General features: G+C 71.1%; 12 protein-coding genes and 6 pseudogenes. 7 read left to right on the forward strand and 11 right to left on the reverse strand.

Features of this window, described 5'->3' with window-relative positions; genetic code table 11:
- Positions 1-430: 430 nt before the first annotated feature.
- Positions 431-4,197: pseudogene (locus LNW71_RS03845) on the reverse strand (S8 family serine peptidase).
- A gap of 210 nt (positions 4,198-4,407) precedes the next feature.
- Between LNW71_RS03845 and LNW71_RS03850 the strand changes: the two are divergent.
- The 3 genes and pseudogenes from LNW71_RS03850 (at position 4,408) to LNW71_RS03860 (ending at position 8,493) form a co-directional block, all read left to right on the forward strand.
- On the forward strand, positions 4,408-5,397 hold the full coding sequence (locus LNW71_RS03850) for a helix-turn-helix domain-containing protein (RefSeq protein ID WP_250966928.1): 990 nt from the start codon (positions 4,408-4,410) through the stop codon (positions 5,395-5,397).
- 103 nt (positions 5,398-5,500) lie between these two features.
- A pseudogene (locus tag LNW71_RS03855) lies at positions 5,501-5,982 on the forward strand (DUF456 domain-containing protein).
- A 370-nt stretch (positions 5,983-6,352) separates the two neighbouring features.
- Positions 6,353-8,493: pseudogene (locus LNW71_RS03860) on the forward strand (glycoside hydrolase family 95-like protein).
- Positions 8,494-8,497: 4 nt separating this feature from the next.
- On the opposite strand, the pseudogene LNW71_RS03865 reads toward LNW71_RS03860, so the two are convergent.
- Positions 8,498-9,864: pseudogene (locus LNW71_RS03865) on the reverse strand (DNA-3-methyladenine glycosylase 2 family protein).
- A gap of 72 nt (positions 9,865-9,936) precedes the next feature.
- The gene (rsgA, locus tag LNW71_RS03870; RefSeq protein ID WP_250966929.1) at positions 9,937-11,121 is read right to left on the reverse strand and encodes a ribosome small subunit-dependent GTPase A; all 1,185 of its coding nucleotides are present in this window, start codon (positions 11,119-11,121) and stop codon (positions 9,937-9,939) included.
- A 374-nt stretch (positions 11,122-11,495) separates the two neighbouring features.
- Here rsgA and LNW71_RS03875 point away from each other — a divergent pair, with 374 nt between their 5' ends.
- A complete protein-coding gene (locus LNW71_RS03875; RefSeq protein ID WP_250966930.1) occupies positions 11,496-11,996 on the forward strand; it encodes a DUF5949 family protein in 501 nt (166 codons plus the stop codon).
- 130 nt (positions 11,997-12,126) lie between these two features.
- On the opposite strand, the pseudogene LNW71_RS03880 reads toward LNW71_RS03875, so the two are convergent.
- The 6 genes and pseudogenes from LNW71_RS03880 to LNW71_RS03905 all read right to left on the reverse strand — a co-directional run bounded on the left by LNW71_RS03880 (position 12,127) and on the right by LNW71_RS03905 (position 15,286).
- Positions 12,127-12,533, reverse strand: a pseudogene (locus LNW71_RS03880) (rodlin).
- A gap of 118 nt (positions 12,534-12,651) precedes the next feature.
- Positions 12,652-12,852 (reverse strand): hypothetical protein, encoded by a 201-nt coding sequence (locus LNW71_RS03885; RefSeq protein ID WP_250966931.1) that lies wholly within the window; start codon positions 12,850-12,852, stop codon positions 12,652-12,654.
- A 180-nt stretch (positions 12,853-13,032) separates the two neighbouring features.
- Positions 13,033-13,443: a rodlin gene (locus LNW71_RS03890; protein WP_250966932.1), complete on the reverse strand. Its 411-nt coding sequence runs from the start codon at positions 13,441-13,443 to the stop codon at positions 13,033-13,035.
- A 182-nt stretch (positions 13,444-13,625) separates the two neighbouring features.
- Entirely contained in the window at positions 13,626-13,916 is a 291-nt protein-coding gene (locus LNW71_RS03895; protein ID WP_250966933.1) for a hypothetical protein, read from the reverse strand.
- Positions 13,917-14,364: 448 nt separating this feature from the next.
- On the reverse strand, positions 14,365-14,598 hold the full coding sequence (locus LNW71_RS03900) for a chaplin (RefSeq protein ID WP_250966934.1): 234 nt from the start codon (positions 14,596-14,598) through the stop codon (positions 14,365-14,367).
- 286 nt (positions 14,599-14,884) lie between these two features.
- Entirely contained in the window at positions 14,885-15,286 is a 402-nt protein-coding gene (locus LNW71_RS03905) for a rodlin (RefSeq protein WP_250966935.1), read from the reverse strand.
- A gap of 433 nt (positions 15,287-15,719) precedes the next feature.
- Between LNW71_RS03905 and LNW71_RS03910 the strand changes: the two are divergent.
- The 3 genes and pseudogenes from LNW71_RS03910 to LNW71_RS03920 all read left to right on the forward strand — a co-directional run bounded on the left by LNW71_RS03910 (position 15,720) and on the right by LNW71_RS03920 (position 18,733).
- Positions 15,720-16,567 (forward strand): annotated as a pseudogene (locus tag LNW71_RS03910) (chaplin).
- A gap of 137 nt (positions 16,568-16,704) precedes the next feature.
- Positions 16,705-17,976, forward strand: coding sequence for an FAD-dependent monooxygenase (locus tag LNW71_RS03915; RefSeq protein ID WP_250966936.1), 1,272 nt, complete (start codon positions 16,705-16,707; stop codon positions 17,974-17,976).
- 10 nt (positions 17,977-17,986) lie between these two features.
- Positions 17,987-18,733 (forward strand): methyltransferase domain-containing protein, encoded by a 747-nt coding sequence (locus LNW71_RS03920; RefSeq protein WP_250966937.1) that lies wholly within the window; start codon positions 17,987-17,989, stop codon positions 18,731-18,733.
- Between the two features lie 67 nt (positions 18,734-18,800).
- Here the strand turns inward: LNW71_RS03920 and LNW71_RS03925 are convergent, their stop codons facing one another.
- Both LNW71_RS03925 and LNW71_RS03930 read right to left on the reverse strand, forming a co-directional pair.
- Positions 18,801-19,259, reverse strand: a complete 459-nt coding sequence (locus LNW71_RS03925) for a MaoC family dehydratase (RefSeq protein WP_250966938.1) — start codon at positions 19,257-19,259, stop codon at positions 18,801-18,803.
- 41 nt (positions 19,260-19,300) lie between these two features.
- Entirely contained in the window at positions 19,301-20,644 is a 1,344-nt protein-coding gene (locus LNW71_RS03930; protein WP_250966939.1) for an MFS transporter, read from the reverse strand.
- Positions 20,645-20,703: the final 59 nt, after the last annotated feature.

A 20,703-nucleotide genomic window follows, 5' to 3' on the forward strand; every position in this document is an offset into this window, starting at 1 on the left:
ACCGAGTCGAAGCGGTCGTCGAGACTGTCGGCCGCCTGGCTCGCCCCGGTGTCCGGGACGGATTCGTCGTACAGCCTGCGCCACCAGTCGTCCTCGTGGGCGGCGGGCCTCTCCCCCTGCTGACTCATGCCCATATTGGTTACCGCGGGGGCCGCGCGAAAACGGGTCATCCGGAAAAAGTGACCTGGGGCCTCTCGTTCGGGTCAGGCCGGATCAGGGAGCGGGGTCTGCTGCTGTGCCTCGCAAGGCGGAGGAGGGAGTCGACGCGGAGCGTCGGCGACTGACGACGACGCCGCGAGGTGCGGCGCCGGCGCGCGCGAGCCCGGCATGATCCCAACGAGAGGCCCTGGGCCCGCCGGGAAAAAGGTCCGCCGGGCGGCCCCACCCCCCACGGGAAGGACGCCCGGCGGACCGGTCGGTGTGAGCGGCGTCAGCGCACTGCGTAGGCGTCGGTCACGGTCTGGACGACGGAGTTGCCGTTGGCGTCCGTCAGTTCGGTGCGCAGGGTGACCGGCTTTCCGGCCGCGTCCGCGTGGTTCACGGTCGCGGTCCAACGGCCGTCCTGCTGTGCGGTGGTGGCCGCGGTCCAGGTCTTGCCGCCGTCGTACGAGTACGAGACCTTGGCTGCCGTGAGCTTGCCCGGCGTGTAGCCGGCGTGGCCCGTGACGCTCAGCGCGATCCGCTGACCGTCCTTCGCCGCAAGGGTCTTCATGCCGTCCGACGGCAGATCGTAGCCTGGGAAGAGCAGCGGGATCCCCTGGGAGTACGCGCTCTCGTCCCGGTGCGAGCGGAACTTCCAGGTGGTCTCGGTGGCGGTGGACCGCTTCCACACGGCGGCGGGCTGCCCGGACTTCATGGTCTCCATGGTGAGTTCGTACGCGGCGTCCTCGGCCGGGACGGTGAACACCCCGGACGGCCAGCCGGATTCACCGAGCACCTCTCCCCCGCTGCTGAGCCGCATGTTGCCCATGTCCCCGAAGGACCCCTGCAGACCGCTGTGTTCGCTGTCGCTCCAGAAGCCGGGGGCGACGCCGATCAGGTTGTCCTGGCGTTCGGCGGCGAGCTGTTCCCTGCCCTGGTCGTCGCGGGGCGCGGACGGGACGAGGACGCCCCGGTACCAGTTCTCCGTGCGGTGCGCCCCCGCCTTGTAGGTGCGGAACCTGTCCATCATGAACTCGCCCCAGGGGAAGCTGGAGGAGATCGCGTGCTGCCAGGTGCTGTCACCCGCCGAGTAGTACTCGGTGCGCGTGCCGGGCGCGGCGACCGTGTCGAAGCCGCCGATGCCGAACGTGGTGCCGTAGGGGCGGGCGACCAGGAGCGTGTCCATGAAGTCGGCCTTGACGCCCATGGACTCGTAACGGGACGTGGTCGTGGCGAGTGCCTTGTCCCTGACCTTGTAGGTGCGGTCCGAGGTGACGGTGCCCGTCTCGGGGAACGCCAGGTTGTAGACGAACGGGCTGACCGCGGTGGCCTTCCAGCTCAGCTTCACCGGCCCGGTGGCGAGCGCCGCGGTCAGCGCGGCCGCCTCGTGGGCCTGGATCCCGAGGGAGGGCAGGGGGCCGAACCGTAGCCGACGGACGGCTGCCAGGGGCCGGCGGACGGGCGGTGCGCGATGATCGCCACGGCGCCCGCTGCCCGGGCGTCGCGTGCCTGGACTGCCATGGACGTGCCGTCCGCGATCCGGACCAGCGCGATCTTGCCCGCGACGTCTGCGGACTTCAGCTCCGCGGGGGTGCCTGCGCCGGCGTCGACGAGCCCGGCCTGCCCCGTCCCGTCGAGATTGACGGAACCGTTGGACGCGGCGACGGGGTGGAGGGTGGCGCCGCCGACGACCGCGAGCTTGTCGATCTGCGGGGCGTACGCGCGCCAGAAGCTGTCGAACTCGAAGTCGCCGTCCCGGGCCCTGCCCTGGATGTCGACCAGGTAGTCCTTGACGATGCTGCCGCCGGTGAGGGAGCCGGCGTGCAGCCAGACGTCGTCCCAGCTGCGGCCGAAGGCGAGGGTCGCGCTGCGGGTCTCGGTGGTCCGGTCCTCGGTCTTCAGCTTGATCCGGTGCGCCTTGCGGGCGTCCAGCACCAGGGTGGTGTCCTTGGTGACGTTCAGCTGCGGCCTGGCGAGGTAGCCGACGGACTTCGCCAGCTGTCCGGTGGCGTCCTCGGGGTCGGCCGAGGTGATGAAGCTGGAGACGAAGTAGGCGCCGGGGCGCACCTGGTACACCTGGTCGGCCGAGCCGTCGTTGAACCGGCGCTCGCCGCTCGCGGTGTCGGTGCCGATGACGTCGAGGGACGACGAGCCGTCAGCGGGCCTGCCGTTGGCGTCGATCAGCTTGACGCGCAGGGTGACGGTCTCGGCGCCGACGTACAGCGAGAACGGGGTGGAGACCTTGACCCCGCCGGGGCCGGTGGCCAGGACCCGGCCGGTGACGTCGCCGTACTGGCTGTCCTGGAGGTGCGCGGCCGGGTCGAGCTTCAGCGGGACCTCGACCGTCGCCCCTGCGGGCACGGTGACGCTCTTCGCGCCGAGTGCGGCGACGGATGACCCGACGGCCGAACCGTCGTTGCCCGTGACGCCCTGGAGCTTGAGCGACAGCTTCACCGGCTCGGTGCCGGTGTTGGTGTACGGGACCTGGACGGTGGTGCGGTCGGTCCTGTCCTGCGGCCAGTTGAAGGTGCCGCCCTGGACGGCGGGGGCGCCGGTGAGGGTCGTGTCGATGGCGGCCTTGACGTCGAGGCGGCCACCGCCGGTCTCGCGTACGTCACCGGGTATGTCGCTCTTCGCGGACGACACGAGCGCCGCCTTGACCTGCTGTGCGGTCCAGTCGGGGTGGCGTTCCTTGACGATGGCCGCGGCGCCTGCGACATGCGGGGTGGCCATCGACGTACCGGACATCGACCGGTAGGCGTAGACGCCGCGGCCGCCCGCGGCCGCGGCCGAGATGTCGACGCCCGGGGCGGCGATCTCGGGCTTGAGGGTGTGCGAGACGATCGCGGGCCCGCGGCTGGAGAACTGGGCGGTGGAGTCGTCCCGGTCGACCGCGCCGACGGTCAGCACGCTGGGCGCGCACCCGGGCGAGGAGACGGTGTTGAGTGTGGGACCCGAGTTGCCCGCCGCGATGACGAACAGGGTGTCCTTGCTCTTGCCGAACTCCTCGGCGGCCACGCTCATCGGGTCGGTGCAGTCGGTCGGCGTGGCGCTGCCCAGGCTCATGGAGACGACGTCGGCCTTCTGGTCGACGGCCCACTGCATGCCCGCGATGATCCAGGACGAGTCGCCGGAGCCGCTGTCGTTGAGCACCTTGCCGACGAGCAGGTCGGCGCCGGGGGCGACGCCCTTCTTCTTGCCGTCGCTCGCTGCTCCGGAGCCGCCGACGGTGGAGAGGGTGTGGGTGCCGTGGCCCTGGCGGTCGTCGGTGGTGTCGGAGTCGGTGAAGTTCTCCGACTCGGTGATCCGGCCCTTGAGGTCGGGGTGCTCGGCGTCGGCGCCGGTGTCCAGAACGGCGACCTTGGTGCCCTTGCCGTCGTAGCCGGCCGCCCAGGCGAGGTCGGCGCGGATCTGCTTGGTGGACCTGTCGAGGCTGGCCTCGACCTTGCGGTCCAGCCAGAGCTTCTTCATCCCGGCGGCGGCGCGCGAGCGGTTGCCGGTGACGTCCGCCCAGAAACCTGCGGCCTTGTCCTTGTCCGCCTTGAGTGCCACACCGTCGATGACCGGGAGCGCGAGTCCGCGCTCGGCGCCACGCGGGGTGGCGGGTGCGGAGCGGGCGGCATCCGCCGCGTAGGTGGCGATCAGCGGTACGGAGTCCGCGTGCGCGTCGTCGTACCCCTGGCGGATCAGTCCGGTGACGTTGAAGAGTTCCTCGTCGACCTTGCCCGCGGCCAGTGCCTCGACCGCGGTGTCCGGGTAGACGTAGAGGTCCTTGCCCGAGCGGCGGGTCTGCACGAGGGGGAGGGTGCCGTCCTCGCGGGGCAGTGCGGTGGCCGAGGCGTTCCCCGAACTGTCCTTGCTCACCAGCACCTTGTCGCCGGTGACCAGGGTCACGGTGACCGGCTTGCCGCCCTTGGCGGCCGCCGCCGCGCTGCCGGTCAGCGGTCTCTTCGTGCTCGTGTCGCCCTGTGGCGCTGCCACGGACGGCGCGATCACCGTGACGGCCAGGACCGCGGCGGTGGCCGCCCCCAGTGCCGTACGCGATATCGGACGCATCGCTCTCCCCAGGTAAAACCGGAACAGGCAGCACAAAGCACCGTGTTCCGGAGGTTGTTGGTGCTGCGGTGGCGCCACATTGGCAGAGCGGCGGGTGGTACAGGGATGATGTGCGCGGCGGGTTTACGCCGTGGCCGCTTTCCGCCACGGCCGGTCGCCCGACAAGCGCGACATCACGCGGAAGCACTGCGTCCGGGGAGGGGTCCGAGGATGCTGGGAGCCATAGGTCTCGACGAGCGGCAGGAGTCGGCCTACCGGGCGCTCGTGGCGCTGGGAGCTGCGGAGGTGTCCGATCTCGCGCACCGTCTCGCGCTTCCCGAGGCGGACACCGAACGGGCGCTGCGGCGGCTGGAGCAGCACGGCCTGGCCGCCCAGTCGTCGGCGCGTACGGGGCGGTGGGTGGCGGCGCCGCCCGGGGTCGCGCTGGGGGCACTGCTGACGCAGCAGCGCCATGAGCTGGAGCAGGCGGAGCTGGCGGCGGTGCTGCTGGCCGAGGAGTACCGGGCGGACGCCGCCGAGCCGGCCGTCCACGACCTGGTCGAGGTGGTCACCGGCGCGAGCGCGGTGGCCCACCGGTTCCATCAGCTGCAGCTGGGCGCGACCAGCGAGGTGTGCGCCCTGGTGACCGGGAAGCCGATCGCGGTCAGCGGTCTCGACAACCAGTCCGAGGAGCGGGCCGCCATCCGCGGGGTGTCGTTCCGGGTGGTGGTCGAGCGCGAGGTGCTCGCGCTGCCGTCCGGGATTCTGGAGCTGTCGGCGGCGCTGAGCCGTCACGAGCAGTGCCGGGTCGTGGACCGGGTGCCGACCAAACTGGTCGTCGCCGACGCCGCGCTGGCGATGGTGCCGCTCACCGGGCGCGGCGCGGAGCCCGCGGCCCTGGTCGTGCACGCGTCGGGGTTGCTGGAGTCGCTGATGGGCCTCTTCGAGGCGGTGTGGCGCGAGGCGATGCCGCTGCGGCTCGGCGAGAGCGGCCTGCCCCGGGAGGACGTGACCGGGCCCGATCCGACGGATCTGGAGATCCTCTCGCTGCTGCTGGCCGGGCTGACCGACGCCAGCGTGGCGAAGCAGCTGGAGCTCGGCCTGCGGACGGTGCAGCGCCGGGTCAAGGGCCTGATGGAGCTCACCGGGGTGTCGACCCGGCTGCAGCTGGGCTGGCACGCCTACGAACGGGGCTGGGTATCCCGCGAGCCGCGCGCCTGAACCCGGCCCCCGGCCCCGCAGTACGCCCCTGAGCTGCGCGGACGGCCCTTGCACGGGGCATCGACGACGGGCGGGACCGGCCGGGTTCCGGCAGGCTGGTCAGATGAGTGTGTGGCAGCTCGTCGCCGTGGGGCTGGTCATGCTGCTCGGCCTGATCGGGGTGCTGCTGCCCGGCGTGCCCGGCCAGGCGATCGTCTGGGCCGCGGTGCTGTGGTGGGCGTTGACGGACATGACTCCGGCCGCCTGGGCCGTACTGATCGGCGCCACGGCACTCCTGCTGCTGAACCAGGCGCTGAAGCCGCTCCTGCCGCCCCGCCGCCCACACGAGTCCGGGGCGCCACGCAGGACGCTGATGCTCGGCGGGATCGGCGGGATCGTCGGCTTCTTCGTCGTCCCGGTGGTCGGCGCGATCGCCGGGTACGTGGGCGTCATCTACGGCGCGGAGCGGCTGCGGCTGGGCAGCCGGGGGCGGGCTGGGCCTCGGTCCGCTCGGTGATGCGGGCCACCGGCTACTCCGTACTCGTCGAACTGTTCGCCTGCCTGCTGGTCACGGGAGCGTGGCTGGGCGCGGTGCTCTGGGGCTGACGTCAGGTAGGCGAAGCCCGATCACATGGACAGAAACACATCGGATCTCTCGCACCCTATTGACGCTCCGATGGCGCAAGTCTACCTTCCGTGAGGACATAGCTCGGATGAATTGCCGCGCCCGCATACGTACGAGTCGCCAGGAGACGCCTTGCCCACAGCACCGGATCCCGCCTCGGCCCCGCTCACCGGTCCCCCGTCGCCCGCGCCTTCCCGCAGACGGGTCCTCGCCACCGGAACCGCCCTCGGCGGAGCCTTGGTGGTGGGCGGCGCGGCGCTCCCCGCCGAGGCCGCCGCCCCGGTCACGCTGCGCGCCCCCGCGGACAGCTGGAACACCGTCCTCGACGACGCCGACCTGCACTGGCAGAAGATGCCGAGGACCTGGTACGAGGGCCCGTACCTGGGCAACGGCCGGCTCGGCTCCGGCATCTACGCGGAGCCGGGCGCCGAGACCACGGCGGTCCGGTTCAACGTCCAGCACTCCGAGGTGCAGGACCACCGCCCGGAGTACGGCTCGCTCTTCGGCCTCGCCCGGCTGCCGATCGGCCACTTCACCCTGGAACCGGCCGGCACGATCACGGGCGTCGACTGGCGGATGCGGCTGCGCACCGCCGAACTGCGGGGCACCGTCACCACCTCTGCGGGCACCCTCACGCTCCGCGCCTTCGTGCACTCCACCGGCGACGTACTGACCGTGGAGGTGACCCCGAGCGCCGGCGAGAAGGACTTCCGCTGGGTGTTCCACCCGGCGGAGGCGATCAGCCCCAGGGCTGCCTTCAAGCCGCTGCCCGACGGCTACACCGGCCACCCCCGGCCGTCGTGGAGGAGCACGGCGGGTCGACAGCCGCGGTGCAGTCGCTCCTCGGCGGCGGTCAGCACGTCACCGCCTGGCGCGACCGGACGCGCGGCGGCAGCCGCACCCTGTACGTGACCGTCGCGCACTCCCATCCGAAGAACACCGCCCGCGACCGGGCGCTGCGTGCGGTCACGGCCGCCTCGGCGCTCCCGTACAGCGCGCTGTCCGCCCCGCACCGCGCCTGGTGGGACCGCTTCTACCGCAAGAGCTTCCTGTCCCTGCCCGATGCCCGGCTGCAGCGGTTCTACTGGATCCAGCTCTACAAGACGGCCTCGGCCGCGCGCAGGGACGCGCCCGTGATGGCCACCTCGGGCCCCTGGCTGGAGCCCACGCCGTGGCCCAACACCTGGTGGAACCTCAACGTCCAGCTGGAGTACTGGCTGATCCACGGCTCCAACCACCTGGAGCTCGACGCCGTCACCCGGGCCCTCAGCGAGTTCCGCGACCAGCTCTCCCGTGAGGTCGCCGCCCCCTACCGGGCGGACTCGGCGGGCATCCCACGGACCACCGACCCGCAGCTGGTCAACGGCGCCGCGGTCGCCGACGGCGGTTACGGGGTCGGTATCCCCGGCCAGGACCCGCCCACCCCCGAGGTCGGCAACCTGACCTGGGCGCTGCACAACGTCTGGCTCTCCTACCGCCACACCATGGACCGGTCGATCCTGCGGGACACCCTCTTCCCGCTGCTGCGCAAGGCCGTCAACTACTACCTGCACTTCCTCACCCCGGGCGCGGACGGCAGGCTGCACCTGCCGGCGACCTTCTCCCCGGAGTACGGCGTCAACGCCCCCGACTGCAACTACGACCTGATGCTGCTGCGCTGGGGCTGCCGCACCCTGCTCGACTCGGCCCGTGAGCTGGGGGTCCGCGACCCGCTGACCGCCCGCTGGGAGGAGGTCCTGGCCAGGCTCACCCCGTACCCGGTCGACGAGAACGGCTACATGATCGGCGCCGGGGTGCCGTTCGCGATGTCCCACCGCCACTACTCGCACATGCTCGCCGTCTACCCGCTGTACGAGGTCAACGGCTCCACCGAAGCGGACCGCGCGCTGATCGAGAAGTCCCTCGCCCACTGGGTCGGCTTCGAGGGCGCCCTGCAGGGCTACACCTTCACCGGAGCCGCCTCGATGTCCGCGCTGCTCGGCAAGGGCGAGGACGCGCTGCGGTACCTGGGGCAGCTGATGAGCCGGTTCATCCAGGCCAACACGATGTACAAGGAGTCCGGCCCGGTCATCGAGACCCCGCTGTCGGCGGCCCAGTCGATGCACGACATGGTCTGCCAGTCCTGGGGCGACACGATCAGGGTCTTCCCCGCACTGCCCGCCGCCTGGCAGGACCTGACCGTCCACGACTTCCGCACCCAGGGCGCCTTCCTGCTCAGCGCGGTCCGGGAAGGGGGCCGGACCCGCTGGGTGCGCGTCACCAGTGAGGCGGGCGCGCCCTGCGTCGTGCGGCACGGCATCGGGGGCGACATCGAGGTACGCGACCGGCACGGACGCCCCCTGGACCACCAGGAGACGGCCGACGGGACGGTCCGCATCGCGCTCCGCAAGGGCGACTCGGCACTGATCACCGCGGCGGGCGACCGCCCGGACCTGACCATCCGCCCGGTCGCCGCGTCCGAACCCGCACCGAGCTGGGGCCTGCCTGCCTGACCCGTCAGACGCGCACCAGGCCGGTCAGCCCGGCATGGCGTACGCCGTAGGAGCGCCACGGCCGCCACCGGTACGCGCCGGGCGTCCCCGCCGGGTCGACATCGGGGTCACCCAGTGCGCGCATGCGGATCAGCGCCGCGGTTGCCGGGGTGATGCCCGGCAACCGCAGCAGCCCCTGTTCGGCCTCGTCGCGGTCGGCGCCCGCGTCGAGCCTGACCTCGCCGTCGGCGAGCGCCGCCGCGAGCGCGCGCAGCTGCGGGCCGGGGGCCGAACCGGCCAGCACGCCCGGTTCGGGGAACACATGGGTGAGCCCGCCGCACGGCACGTCCAGGCGCTTCCCGTACGCCTCCACGAGCTCCTCGGCCGCCGCAGGACCCACCAGGGTCCGTACGGCGAACTCCTCCGGGTCCGCGGCGCCCGGCGACCGCAGCCCCGGACGGGCGGCGACGTGCGGGGCGAGCAGCGGATCGGCCGCCAGCAGTTCGTCGACGGCGTACGGGTCGGCGTCCAGGTCGAAGAGGCGGCGCAGCCGCTGCACCGCGGTGGTCAGGTCCCGCAGATCCGTGAGGTGGATCCGGGCCTCCAGCCAGCTCCCGGCGGACCGCTCGTCCACCGCGGCGATCGCGGTGCCGTACGGGAGTCGCAGGGTGCGCCGGTAGGTGCGGGCGCCGGGCTCACCGCTGACCTCCTCGATGCGGGCGACGGTCTCGGCGGCGAGCAGGTCGAAGACCTCGCGGGCCGCGTACGGCCCCCGGTGCGCGAGCCGGAGCGGGATGCCGGTGGTGCGGGCCTCCCGGACCGCGGCGCCGAGTCCGGTGCCCGCCTCGGTCCGCAGCGCGCTCGGGGTCCGGGCGTAGATCTGGCGGATGGTGTCGTTGAACTGGCGCACGCTGGCGAACCCGGCGGCGAACGCGATCTCGGTGACGGGCAGCGCGGTGGTCTGCAGGAGCACCCGGGCGGTGTGCGCGCGCTGGGCCCGGGCGAGGGCGACGGGCCCGGCACCCAGCTCCGCGTTCAGCTGGCGCTGCACCTGCCGTGAGCTGTAACCGAGCCGGCCGGCGAGACCGGGGACGCCCTCCCGGTCCACCACACCGTCGCCGATCATGCGCATGGCGCGGCCGACCACGTCGGCCCTGACGTTCCAGTCCGCCGAGCCGGGGACGGCGTCCGGGCGGCAGCGCCTGCACGCCCGGAAGCCGTTGCCCTGGGCGGCGGCCGCGGTCGGGTAGAACCGGACGTTCTTCCGCTTGGGGTGACGGCGGGGCAGCTCGGCCGGCAGTAGATGCCGGTGGTCTCGACGGCGAAGAAGAACTCCCCGTCGAAACGCGCGTCGCGGCTGCTCACCGCCTCGTACCTGGTCTCTTCGTCCATCACACCGTCCAGTGTGCGGCATCGCGCACCGCCGCACTCGCGGTTTTCGGACGCCGACCAGGGGGGCCGCGGCTACCGCACCCGGCCGCGCTTGACCTCCATGGCGGCCCTGCCCTCGGCGCCCTTGCGCTTCCAGTCGCGCAGGATCTCGGACCTGACCCGGGCATCGGTCTTGGCGACGATGCGCTGGTTCTCGCGCAGCAGCTTGCGGTAGCTCTCGAAGCGCCGCTCGGGCAGCGATCCGTCCCCGATCGCCGCCAGGACCGCGCAGCCCGGCTCGGCCTCATGGGCGCAGTCGTGGAACCGGCACTGCCCGGCCAGCTCCTCGATCTCGGAGAAGACCTGGCCGACGCCGGTCTCCGCGTCCCACAGGCCGACCCCGCGCAGCCCCGGGGTGTCGATCAGGACCCCGCCGGAGGGCAGGACCAGGAGGTTGCGGGTCGTGGTGGTGTGCCGGCCCTTGCCGTCCATGTCACGGGTGGCCTGCACCTCCATCTCGTCGTATCCGAGCAGGGTGTTGGCGAGGGTGGACTTGCCCGCGCCGGAGGCACCCAGGAGCACGCTCGTACCCCCGGAGACGATCGCCGCGAACACGTCGACGCCCTCACCGGTGGTGGAGCTGACGGGCAGCACCTGCACCCCCGGGGCGAGGCGCTCGATGTCCTGGACGAGGTGGGACAGGGTGACGGCGTCCGGGACCAGGTCGGCCTTGGTCAGGACGACTACGGTCTCGGCGGCCCCGTCCCCGGCCGACGCGGTGTCGCGCAGCAGGGCGTCACCGCTGGAGCTGGACATGGCCAGGGCGAGGAAGCGTTCCACCCGCCCCAGATCGAGTTCCACCGCCAGCGAGACGCAGATGGCGATGTGGTCGACGTTGGTGGCGAGCACCTGGCCCTCGGACCGCTTGGACGAGGTCGAGCGGACGAAGGCCGTCCGCCGGGGCAGCAGCGCACGGACGAACTGCGGGTCGCCGTCGGGGTCGACGGCCGCCCAGTCACCGGTGCAGACGATGCGCATCGGGTCACGGGGTACGACGAAAGCGGTGTCGGCACGGACGGTGCCCTGCGGGGTGACGATGTCGCACTGCCCGCGGTCCACCCGCACCACACGTCCGGGCAGCAGCCCCTGTGCGGCGTACGGGGCGAACTCGGCCGCCCAGTCGTCGTTCCAGCCGTACGCGGACAGCGGGTGCGACAGGGAGGAGCCCTGAGAGGTGGCGGAGAGAGAGGAAGGAGAAGAGGAGGACGGGAAAGACAAGGGGAACCCTTCACAGGGTGGCCCCGGCAATGCGCGCGGCGGCGCAGAAGTCTCGAAGAAGGTCAGCCGGTGGCCACGGGGTGGGATTGATGTGCTTCGGCTCGTGGGCAGCGCCCACCGCAACGACAGTCATCAATGACCTCACCTCCTGGTTCACCACACGGTCCGGCATCAGCGGTCTCGTCCGCCGTCCGCAACACTGCACACGATAGCCCGCAGCGCTCAGGAGTCGTCAACCCATTTGTTTCGGCCGCCTGTCGGCCGTGCCGCAGGACAGAAGGGCGGGTGCGCCCGGCCGCCGATGTCGGCAACTCTCCCCCGATCGGGTGATACGCATGGAGATCGACCGGTCGCAGACGGTTAGGGTGCCGGACATGACCTCCCCCCAGACATCCACCGGCACCTTCACCCAGGCCCAGTTGGGCACTCTCACCCTGATCGGCTGGAGCGGCGAGCACCCCCAGGGCGGGCACGACGTCGCCTTCCTGCTCGTCTACTCGCTCGGCGACGGATCCGACGGCCCGGCGGCCGGTGAGGCCGCCATGCGCATCGCCCTGGAGCGCAGCGGGCTGCACATCGGCGGCGCCCCCGTGCGCGCCGACGAGACGCCGGGGCTCCCGGTGAAGCTCCTCGTCCAGGCGGGTCAGGCGGTCCTGACGCTGCCGCACTTCACCGCCCAGTACCCGGCACGGCCGGAGTGGCTGGCGGCCGCCCGCGAACAGGGCGAGGTGCAGGCGATGTTCGCCACCCGGCCGTGGCCGCAGGGGTCGCCGGGGCGCCCGGTGACCGAGGAGACGCTGCGGTCCTTCGCCGGTGACCTGGAGGTCATCGCGACCTCCGCCCACTGCGTGCTGCCGGTACGCAGCCTGGGCTGACCGCCCCCGGGTACGCGTGATGCCCACCGCCCCCCGTGGAGCGGTGGGCATCTGCGTACCCGAGTGCCTCGACGACGGACCGCGGGCGGCCCGGGGCTTCCCGGACCGCCCGCGGCACGTGTGTCCGGCGTCAGTTGTTGGCGACGCCGTTCCCGGAGAGGACCGGGATGCCGTCCACCAGGTGCGACAGGGGCTCGTCACCCTTGGCCTGCACGGAGTTGTCGGCGCACTGCTGGTTCTGCGGGTTGGACAGGACGTTGACGTCCTGGACCGCGATCGGGATGAGCCCGATCAGCGAACCGACGTTGGCCTTGACCGGCACACCGAGGCAGAGGTCGTTCAGCGTGCCCTGGATGAGCTGGGCCTGCGGGCTGCCGTCGCCCCGGGTCACGCTGTTGCCGTACGAGGACTCGGCACCGTTGCCGTTGACCGACGTCGTGCCCTGGTCATTACCGATCGCCATGGCCGAGGGGCCACCGCGGCGGACAGGCCGACCATGGACACGGCTACTGCCGCGCCGGCCATCATCTTCTTCATCAGACTCACCTTTCGAAGCGTTCCGTTCTGGAACGTACTGATCAACCGCTCAAAGCTCCGACAGTTGCGCAGTACCACTCAAATGGGTTGGATTCCGAGTAAGTTCGACACCGTCCCGTCAACCTCGGAAGGCCTCACCGGAGGTACGCGCCGCTGGCACGAGGCCGCCCGTGCGGGGCCGGACGGGTTCCGCGGGCTCAGGCGGCTCCGGGTCGCCCCGGGCCGCCCGCCACTCGGCGAGAAGCCGGTCGTAGATCGGTGTGACGCCTTCGGGGCTGTGGTGACGGTCCTGCGGGTACCTGCTGTCGTACTGGTCCATGGGAGGGCCATACCCGGTACGGCGGGCACGGCCCGACGGCACTGGGGCAACCGGCCCAACGGGCGCCCTTTCGAAGGAGCCGAGCCGCGCCGGCACACGACGTGGGGCCGACGCGTCCCGGGCGGCCGTTGATCGGCTGCCGCGTGGATGGGTCGGCCCCACGGGTCGGAGCAGGAACCGCTAGTTGTTCGCGGCGCCGTTGCCGGACAGGATCGGGATGTCGTCGAGGATGTGCGACAGCGCCTCGTCACCCTTGGCCTGGGTGGAGTTCTCGGTGCACTGCTGGTTCTGCGGCGACGACAGGACGTTGAGGTCCTGGACCGAGATCGGGATGAGGCCGATCAGCGAACCGGCGTTGACCTTGGCCGGCAGGGCGATGCAGGGCTTGTTGAGCGAACCCTGGATCAGCGCGAACTGCGGGCTCCAGTCACCGTGGGTGGCGGAGTTGCCGTAGGACTGCATGGCGCCGTTGCCGTTGACCGTGGTGGTGCCCTGGTCGTTGCCGATCGCCATGGCCTGCGGCGCGATCGCGGCGGAGGCGCCGACGACCGAAGCAGCGACAGCTGCCGAGGCCATAATCTTCTTGATCATGAAATAGCCCTTCTGGGGTTTTCTGTTGCCCGCCTGTCCTGAGCGCTTGGATCAACTCGCGGCGACGGGAATGGTTGTGGCGCTTCACTCGAACGGTGACTCCGCCATCCCTCCGCTCACGGGACACACGGCACCGGAGAACGCAGGAAGGCGTCGGAACGGGAACTGCCGACCGGGGCGGGTCAGCCGCCGATCGGGAGACCGCCCATGAGGGGGGCCGCGCTCTTGGCCGCACCGGTGGCCTGGTCGGCCACCTTGGTGACGGTGCCATCCTTCTGCAGCGTGTCGGCGGCGTCGTCGACCGTGTCGACGAGCGGGTCGACGGCCTGCGGGGCCGCCGCCACCACCTGGTTGACACCGCCGTCGAGGCTGAAGTTCGGAGCCGTGGCGGTGGTAACGGCGAAGGCGGGAGCAGCCGTTCCGAGAGCAACCACGGAGCCGGCAACGAACGCAGCAGTCTTCGCGTACTTCACTTTCAGGTTCCCTTCTGCGGCGGCAGCCGTCTCGGTCGCGTCCCCGCGCCGCACCAGCCTTCTTTAGCTGTGACTTCTGCCGCTTTCCCTCTGGCTAACGACCCGAATGCGGCCGGGCAACTGGAGCTTCCGGCTTTTCTCGTCACCGCTCGCCCGAACCACGCGATCTATTGCATGACTATTCACTGAATCGGGTACGAGTGCGAGACAGCGGGGCCTTGTCGGTGGTGCACTGTCGTTACTCCGTCCCGCGCGCCCGCCCGGATGTCCGCCCCCAGCCGCCGGCGCTCCGCGCCCCGGGCCGGCGAACAGGCCCCAGGTCTTTTCGCCGCATCCTGGCAGTACCGCGAACTCCCGGGACGGAGAACGCAGGAAAGAGGAAAGCCCCGGATCGCAACAGATGCGATCCGGGGCAGACCCGGTGCCGAGATCCTCGGCGGTACAGCGATCAGACGTTGGCGCAGGTGTTGCCGAAGGCCGGGTTCAGCAGGCCGATCACGTTGATGGTGTTGCCGCACACGTTGACCGGGATGTGGACCGGGACCTGGACGAGGTTGCCCGACAGGACACCCGGGGAGCCCACGGCCGCACCCTCGGCGCCGGAGTCGGCGAACGCCGGGGCGGCTGCACCCATCGCCATGAGGGCTCCGGCGGCAACGGCGGCAATCTTGGTGTACTTCACGTTCAACCCTTTCTTTGACGGAGTCCGGAGCGGACACGAGTTTCGTGCCGCACGAGCGCGGGTTCTCAACACTCGTAACTCCGCCGCTGTGATTCGTAACGATTTAAGTCGGTAAGCGAAACTCTTCGAGATGAAGATTCCCTGAAGTCCGCCCGAATGACGCAGTACCGGTCACGCGACGTCACCGTCGCGCCGCACCGCTCACGGGCCTGGACTCGGAGGGCAGCAGCAGGCCCGGGCCGCGCGCAGGAGGAACGCCGGCGGCCCGGGCCTGTGCACAGGTGGATCAGCTGTTGCCGGCGCCGTTGCCGGAGAGGACCGGGATGTCGTCCAGGATGTGCGACAGCGCCTCGTCGCCCTTGGCCTGGGTGGAGTTCTCGGTGCACTGCTGGTTCTGCGGCGAGGACAGGACGTTGACGTCCTGGACCGCGATCGGGATGAGACCGATCAGCGAACCGACGTTGGCCTTGAGCGGCAGACCGACGCAGGGCTTGTTCAGCGAGCCCTGGACCAGGCCGAACTGCGGGCTTCCGTCGCCGTGGGTCTCGGCGTTGCCGAACGACTGCGAAGCTCCGTTGCCGTTGACCGACGTGGTGCCGCCGTCGTCGCCGATGGCCATCGCCTGCGTGGCGCCGAGACCGAGGATGGAGGCGGCAACGGCACCCGTAGCCAGGACCTTCTTGATCACGATGAACCCTTCTCGTACTGGATGCCCCGTACCGGAGCACACTGCCCAACTCGCTGCGGGACGTTTGGTTATCTCCATTCACCCGAATGCCAGGAGTTCACGGATGCCCGTGCGAAGAAGGACCGGAATCCACAGCACTTTCGAGAAGCGCCCGGTGATTGAGTCCTCAACATTCCTTCACCCGGTTGACGGCGATCGCTGCCGAATGCACCGAATCCCCGAAGCGAACGTCCATTCGTAGTCCGTCCGGGTGGTCGCGCGATTTTCACAAGTTCCACGTTTCTCAGCCACCCGGGCGTCGTTATGGGTGTCGTCAAGCTCGCCCGACGGGACGCTCCCCAGCAGAACTGGCAGGCCCGACGGTTGCTGCGCCGGCTGACGAATGAACTGCGGGCAGTACGCCCGCGCGAAATGTCCTAAGGAAGGGCAATCAATGCGAAAAGCCTTGAGTAAAAGCGTGCTCGTCATGGCGGCCGCGTCAGGAATCCTGACCGCCTCCGGCGGGTACGCCTTCGCGGATGCCTCGGCCGACGGTGCCGCCATCGGCTCGCCCGGGGTTGGTTCGGGCAACGCCGTGCAGGTGCCGGTGCACGTCCCCGTCAACCTCTGCGGCAACACGGTCAACGTGATCGGCGCGCTGAACCCCGCCTTCGGCAACGAGTGCGAGAACGAGGACGGTGACGACGGCGACTGGAACGGCAACGGCGCCGGCGCGGACGCCCAGGGCGTCGCCGCCAACTCCCCCGGCGTGCTGTCGGGCAACCTGATCCAGGCTCCGATCGACATCCCGGTCAACGCCTGTGGCAACACGGTCAACGTGGTCGGCGCGCTCAACCCGGCCTTCGGCAACGAGTGCGAGAACGGCGAGGGCGGCAACGAGACCCCCAAGCCGCCGCACCACCACAAGCCGCCGACGCACCACAAGCCCCCGACCCACCACAAGCCCCCGAAGCCGCCGAAGCCGCCGACGGGTCATCACCACCACCACCACAACGGCGACTGCCCTCCCGGCCACCACCACAACCCGCCGACGCACCCGCCGCACCACAACCCGCCGACCCACCCCCGCACCACAACCCGCCCACCCACAACCCGCCCACCCACACGTGGCACCCGCACACCCCCCCGACCCACACCTGGCACCACACGAAGCACCACAAGCCGCCGCAGATGGCACACACCGGCACCAACGACAACCTGGGCATCGCCGGTGGCGCCAGCGCCGCGATGGTGCTCGGTGGCACTCTGCTGATGCGCCGCAGCCGCGGCTCGCAGAGCTGACGTACCCCACGCGCTGAAGACCCGGTCGGACATCCCAAGCTGTCCGACCGGGTCTTTTCGTCTGCCCGTCCGGGCCGGCCGTGACCGTTGAAGATGAATGGGTGCGACGCGCGGGGCCAAGCATCCGGGAGAAGGCGGTGGCGGACGTGGCAGGAGCGGTCTTACGCATCGGGGTGGTCGGCGGGAGTGTCGCCGGCTGCGCCATGGCCATCGCCGGGGCCAGGGCCGGGGCCGAGGTGACGGTCTACGAGCGCAGCGACGGGGCGCTGGAGGACCGGGGGTTCGGCATCGTCATCCCGCCGGCGCTGCACCAGGAGCTCGTCGCGGCCGGCTATCTGGAGCCCGGCATGCCGACGGCCCCGGTGCCTTCCCGCGTCTGGCTCACCCGGGAGCACGGGCGGCCGGCGGCCCGTGAACTGGCTCGCCAGGAGAGCGCGGTGACGCCCTGTCACTGGGGCCTGCTGTGGCGCACGCTGCGCGCGAACACCGGCGCCGTGCGGTACCACCGGGGGCGGCCCGTCACCGAGGTACTGCGCCGCAGCGCCGGCGGCGCGGTGATCCGTACCGCGGATGCGGAGGATGTGTACGACATCGTCGTCGGGGCGGACGGGCCGCGGTCCGTCACCCGGGAGGCCCTCGCTCCGGGGGTACGGCCCGCCCAGGCGGGATACGCGGTGTGGCGGGGCACCCTTCCGCTCGCCGCGCTCGCCGGTCATCCGCGCCCGCTGGAGCTGCTGCGCGGCGCGTGGATCACACTCGGATTCCGGGGCGGGCACGGGGTGTTCTACCTGATCCCCGGAGCCGCGCCGGGCTCCCGGCTGCTGGCCTACGCCGTCTACGGGCCGCCGCCCCCCGCCTCGTGGGCCGCCGGACGTGAGGCCTACGTACGGCACATCGCCGAGGAGCACTTCCCGGCGGACTGGGCCGACATCGTCGGCCGGGGCGAGCACACGTCCATGGCGTACCACCCGGTCACCGACTTCCACGCGCCACTGGCGGCGGATCCGCCGTTCCTGCTGGCGGGTGACGCGGCGAGCATCACCAGGCCGCACACCGCCAGTGGCGCGACCAAGGCGTTGCAGGACGCGCTCTGTCTGGAGCGAGTCCTGCGCGGGGCGTCCTCGCCCGCCGACGCACTGCGCAGGTACGCGGCCGAGCGGACGCCCGAAGGGGCCCGGCTGGTCGCACTCGGGCGGCGCCTCGGACACGCCATGGTCGAGCGGACGCCGGACTGGGCGGCGATGGGGGCGGCGGAGGTGGAGACGTGGTGCCGCGCCACGCTGGACGGTGCCGACAGCTATCTGTACGGGGCGGCGCAGGGGTTTCGTGCGCGACCCGCGGGCGGGCTCGAAGGGGCCGGGAGGGCCCCGACCGGTAAACCGGTGGACGGCGGCGCCGGGGCGGCCTAACTTCCCCGCCGTGGACCTTCCTCGTACTTTCACCATCCGCGAGAGCACCCATCGCATCCATAACCCGATCACCGAAGAGAACCTGGCCACCCTGGGCCGGGCCCTGCACCTGGCCCCGGGGACGCGGATTCTCGACCTCGCCTGCGGCAGCGGGGAGCTGCTCTGCACCTGGGCGCGCGAGCACGGCGTGACCGGGACCGGGGTCGACATCAGCACCGTCTTCCTCGGCAGGGCCCGGGACCGGGCCATCGAGCTGGCTGTGGCGGACCGGGTCGGCTTCGTGCACGGTGACGCGTCCGGCCATGTCGCGGACGAACCCGTCGACATCGCCGCCTGCGTCGGCGCCACCTGGATCGGCGGCGGTGTGGCCGGCACGGTCGCGCTGTTGCACCGCTCCGTCCGGCCGGGCGGCATGCTGCTGATCGGCGAGCCGTACTGGCGCCTGGAGCCGCCGGACCAGGCGACCGTCGAGGCGTGTCACGCCGACGCCCGCGACGACTTCTTCGCCCTGCCCGAGCTGCTCGAGCACTTCGGTGAACTGGGCTGGGACGTGGTGGAGATGGTGCTGGCCGACCAGCAGGGCTGGGACCGGTACGTCGCGGCGCAGTGGTTCAACATCCGGCGCCACCTCGACGCCTGTCCGGACGACGAACTGGCCGCGCAGCTGCGCGCCGAACTGGCCACCGGCCCCGCGCAGCACGTCCGGTACCAGCGTGAGTACCTCGGGTGGGGCGTCTTCGTCCTCATGCGGCGCTGACCCGTTCCGCGGTGGTCCGTGGGAGGGGTTCATGTGAGGGCGCGAGTGAGAACGGTCCGCGTACGGGTCACGGATAGAAGTGGGTCAGCGACTCGGCCACGCAGGCGGGCTTCCCCGAGCCCTCCAGCTCGAAGGTGAAGGCCCGGGACATCTGCACGCCACCCCTGGCGACCTGGGTGACGCCGGTGACCGCGGCGTGCAGCCGGACCCTGCTGCCGACCGGCACAGGCGCGGGGTAACGGACGCGGTTGACCCCGTAGTTGAGGGCGCGGCCCACTCCCCGTACCTGGAGCAGTTCACCGAACATCGGGATGCCCCAGCTCAGGACCATGTAGCCGTGCGCGATGGTGCGTCCGTACGGGCCGGACGCCGCGCGCTCGACATCGGTGTGGATCCACTGGTGGTCCCCGGAGACGGACGCGTACGCGTCGATGAGCTCCTGGGTGATCTCCTTCCAGTCCGAGTGCCCCAGGTCGTGCCCGCTCAGCGCGAGGATCTCCGGGATGCCGTTCACGGTCAGCGGCACGGGCCGGCCTCCGTTCCTGTCGTGGTGTGGGTGCGGCGGGGTCAGGCGGTGACGGGGACGGTCCTCGGCACGACGGGCCGCTCGCCGGACTGCTCGTCGTGGTTGGGGCGCTTGAGCAGCAGCAGCATGCAGCCCAGCGTCAGCACCACCTGGAAGACGGCATACGCGATGACCGCGGCGACCGAACCCGTCCGGTTCAGCAGGAACTGGCCGATGATCGGGGTCGTACCGCCCAGGAGCGTGCCGCAGAGCTGGTAGCAGAGCGAGATGCCGGTGTAGCGCAGATGGGCGGGGAAGCGGCTGGCGAGCATGCCGGCCAGGGCCGCGTAGTACAGGCAGTGCGGGATGGTGGCGACGGCGACACCGAGCATCGCGAGGCCGTAGTTCTCGGTGCGGATCAGCAGGAACATCACCGGCATCAGGACCAGTTCCGGCAGCAGCATCACGGTCACCGCCCGGGACCAGCTCTTCATCCGGGTGGCCAGGAGTGCGCCGAAGGGCTGCACGACGATCTGGGTGATGTTGGCGACCAGGATGATCGTCAGGAACGAGCTGCGGTCGAAGCTGAGCGAGGACGTGGCCCAGGAGAGCGCGAACGTCGACTTGAAGTACGTGGCCGAGAGGCCGATGGTGCAGGCGCCGATGCCGAGGACGATCAGCATCGGGTGGGTCCGCAGCACCTCGGTGACCGGGAGCTTGGCGACCTTCTTCTTGCTGATCAGGGCGGCCATCGCGGGCGACTCGGCGACCTTCAGCCGGACGAGGAGGCCGACGATGACGAGGGCGGCCGAGAAGAGGAACGGCAGGCGCCACCCCCAGGAGACGAACGCCGCGTCGGGCAGCCGGCTGATCGCGAGGAAGCTCAGGGTGGACAGGGTGTTGCCGACGGGCGAGCCCTGCTGGGCGAACGCCCCGTACAGCACCGACTTGCCCTTGGGGGCGTGCTCCGAGGCGATCAGGACCGAGCCGCCCCACTCACCGCCGAGGCCGATGCCCTGCACCATGCGGATCGCGACCAGCAGGATCGGTGCGGCGACCCCGATCGAGGCGTAGCTCGGCAGCAGGCCGATCGCCGTGGTGGAGAGGCCCATGATCAGAAGGGTGATGACCAGGGTCTTCTTGCGGCCGAGGCGGTCGCCGTAGTGGCCGAAGACGACGCCGCCGATGGGGCGGGCGAGGAAGCCGACCCAGAAGGTCGCGAACGCCACCAGGGTGCCGACGGGCCCTTCGAGTTCCGGGAAGAACACCTTGTCGAAGACGAGCGCGGCCGCTGTGCCGTAGATGTAGAAGTCGAACCACTCGATGGTCGAGCCGATGAAGGCTCCGAACCCGGCGCGGTTGGCGGCCTTGGTGCGCTCTCGTGCGGTGGCGGTGGTCGCACTCATGGGGGCTCCCGTGAACATCGTTGATCAAGAGGATGGCGAGCGACGAGGGTTCCGAGGGG

Origin of the sequence: Streptomyces sp. RKAG290 (genome assembly GCF_023701695.1) — a bacterium.
GTDB lineage: Bacteria > Actinomycetota > Actinomycetes > Streptomycetales > Streptomycetaceae > Streptomyces.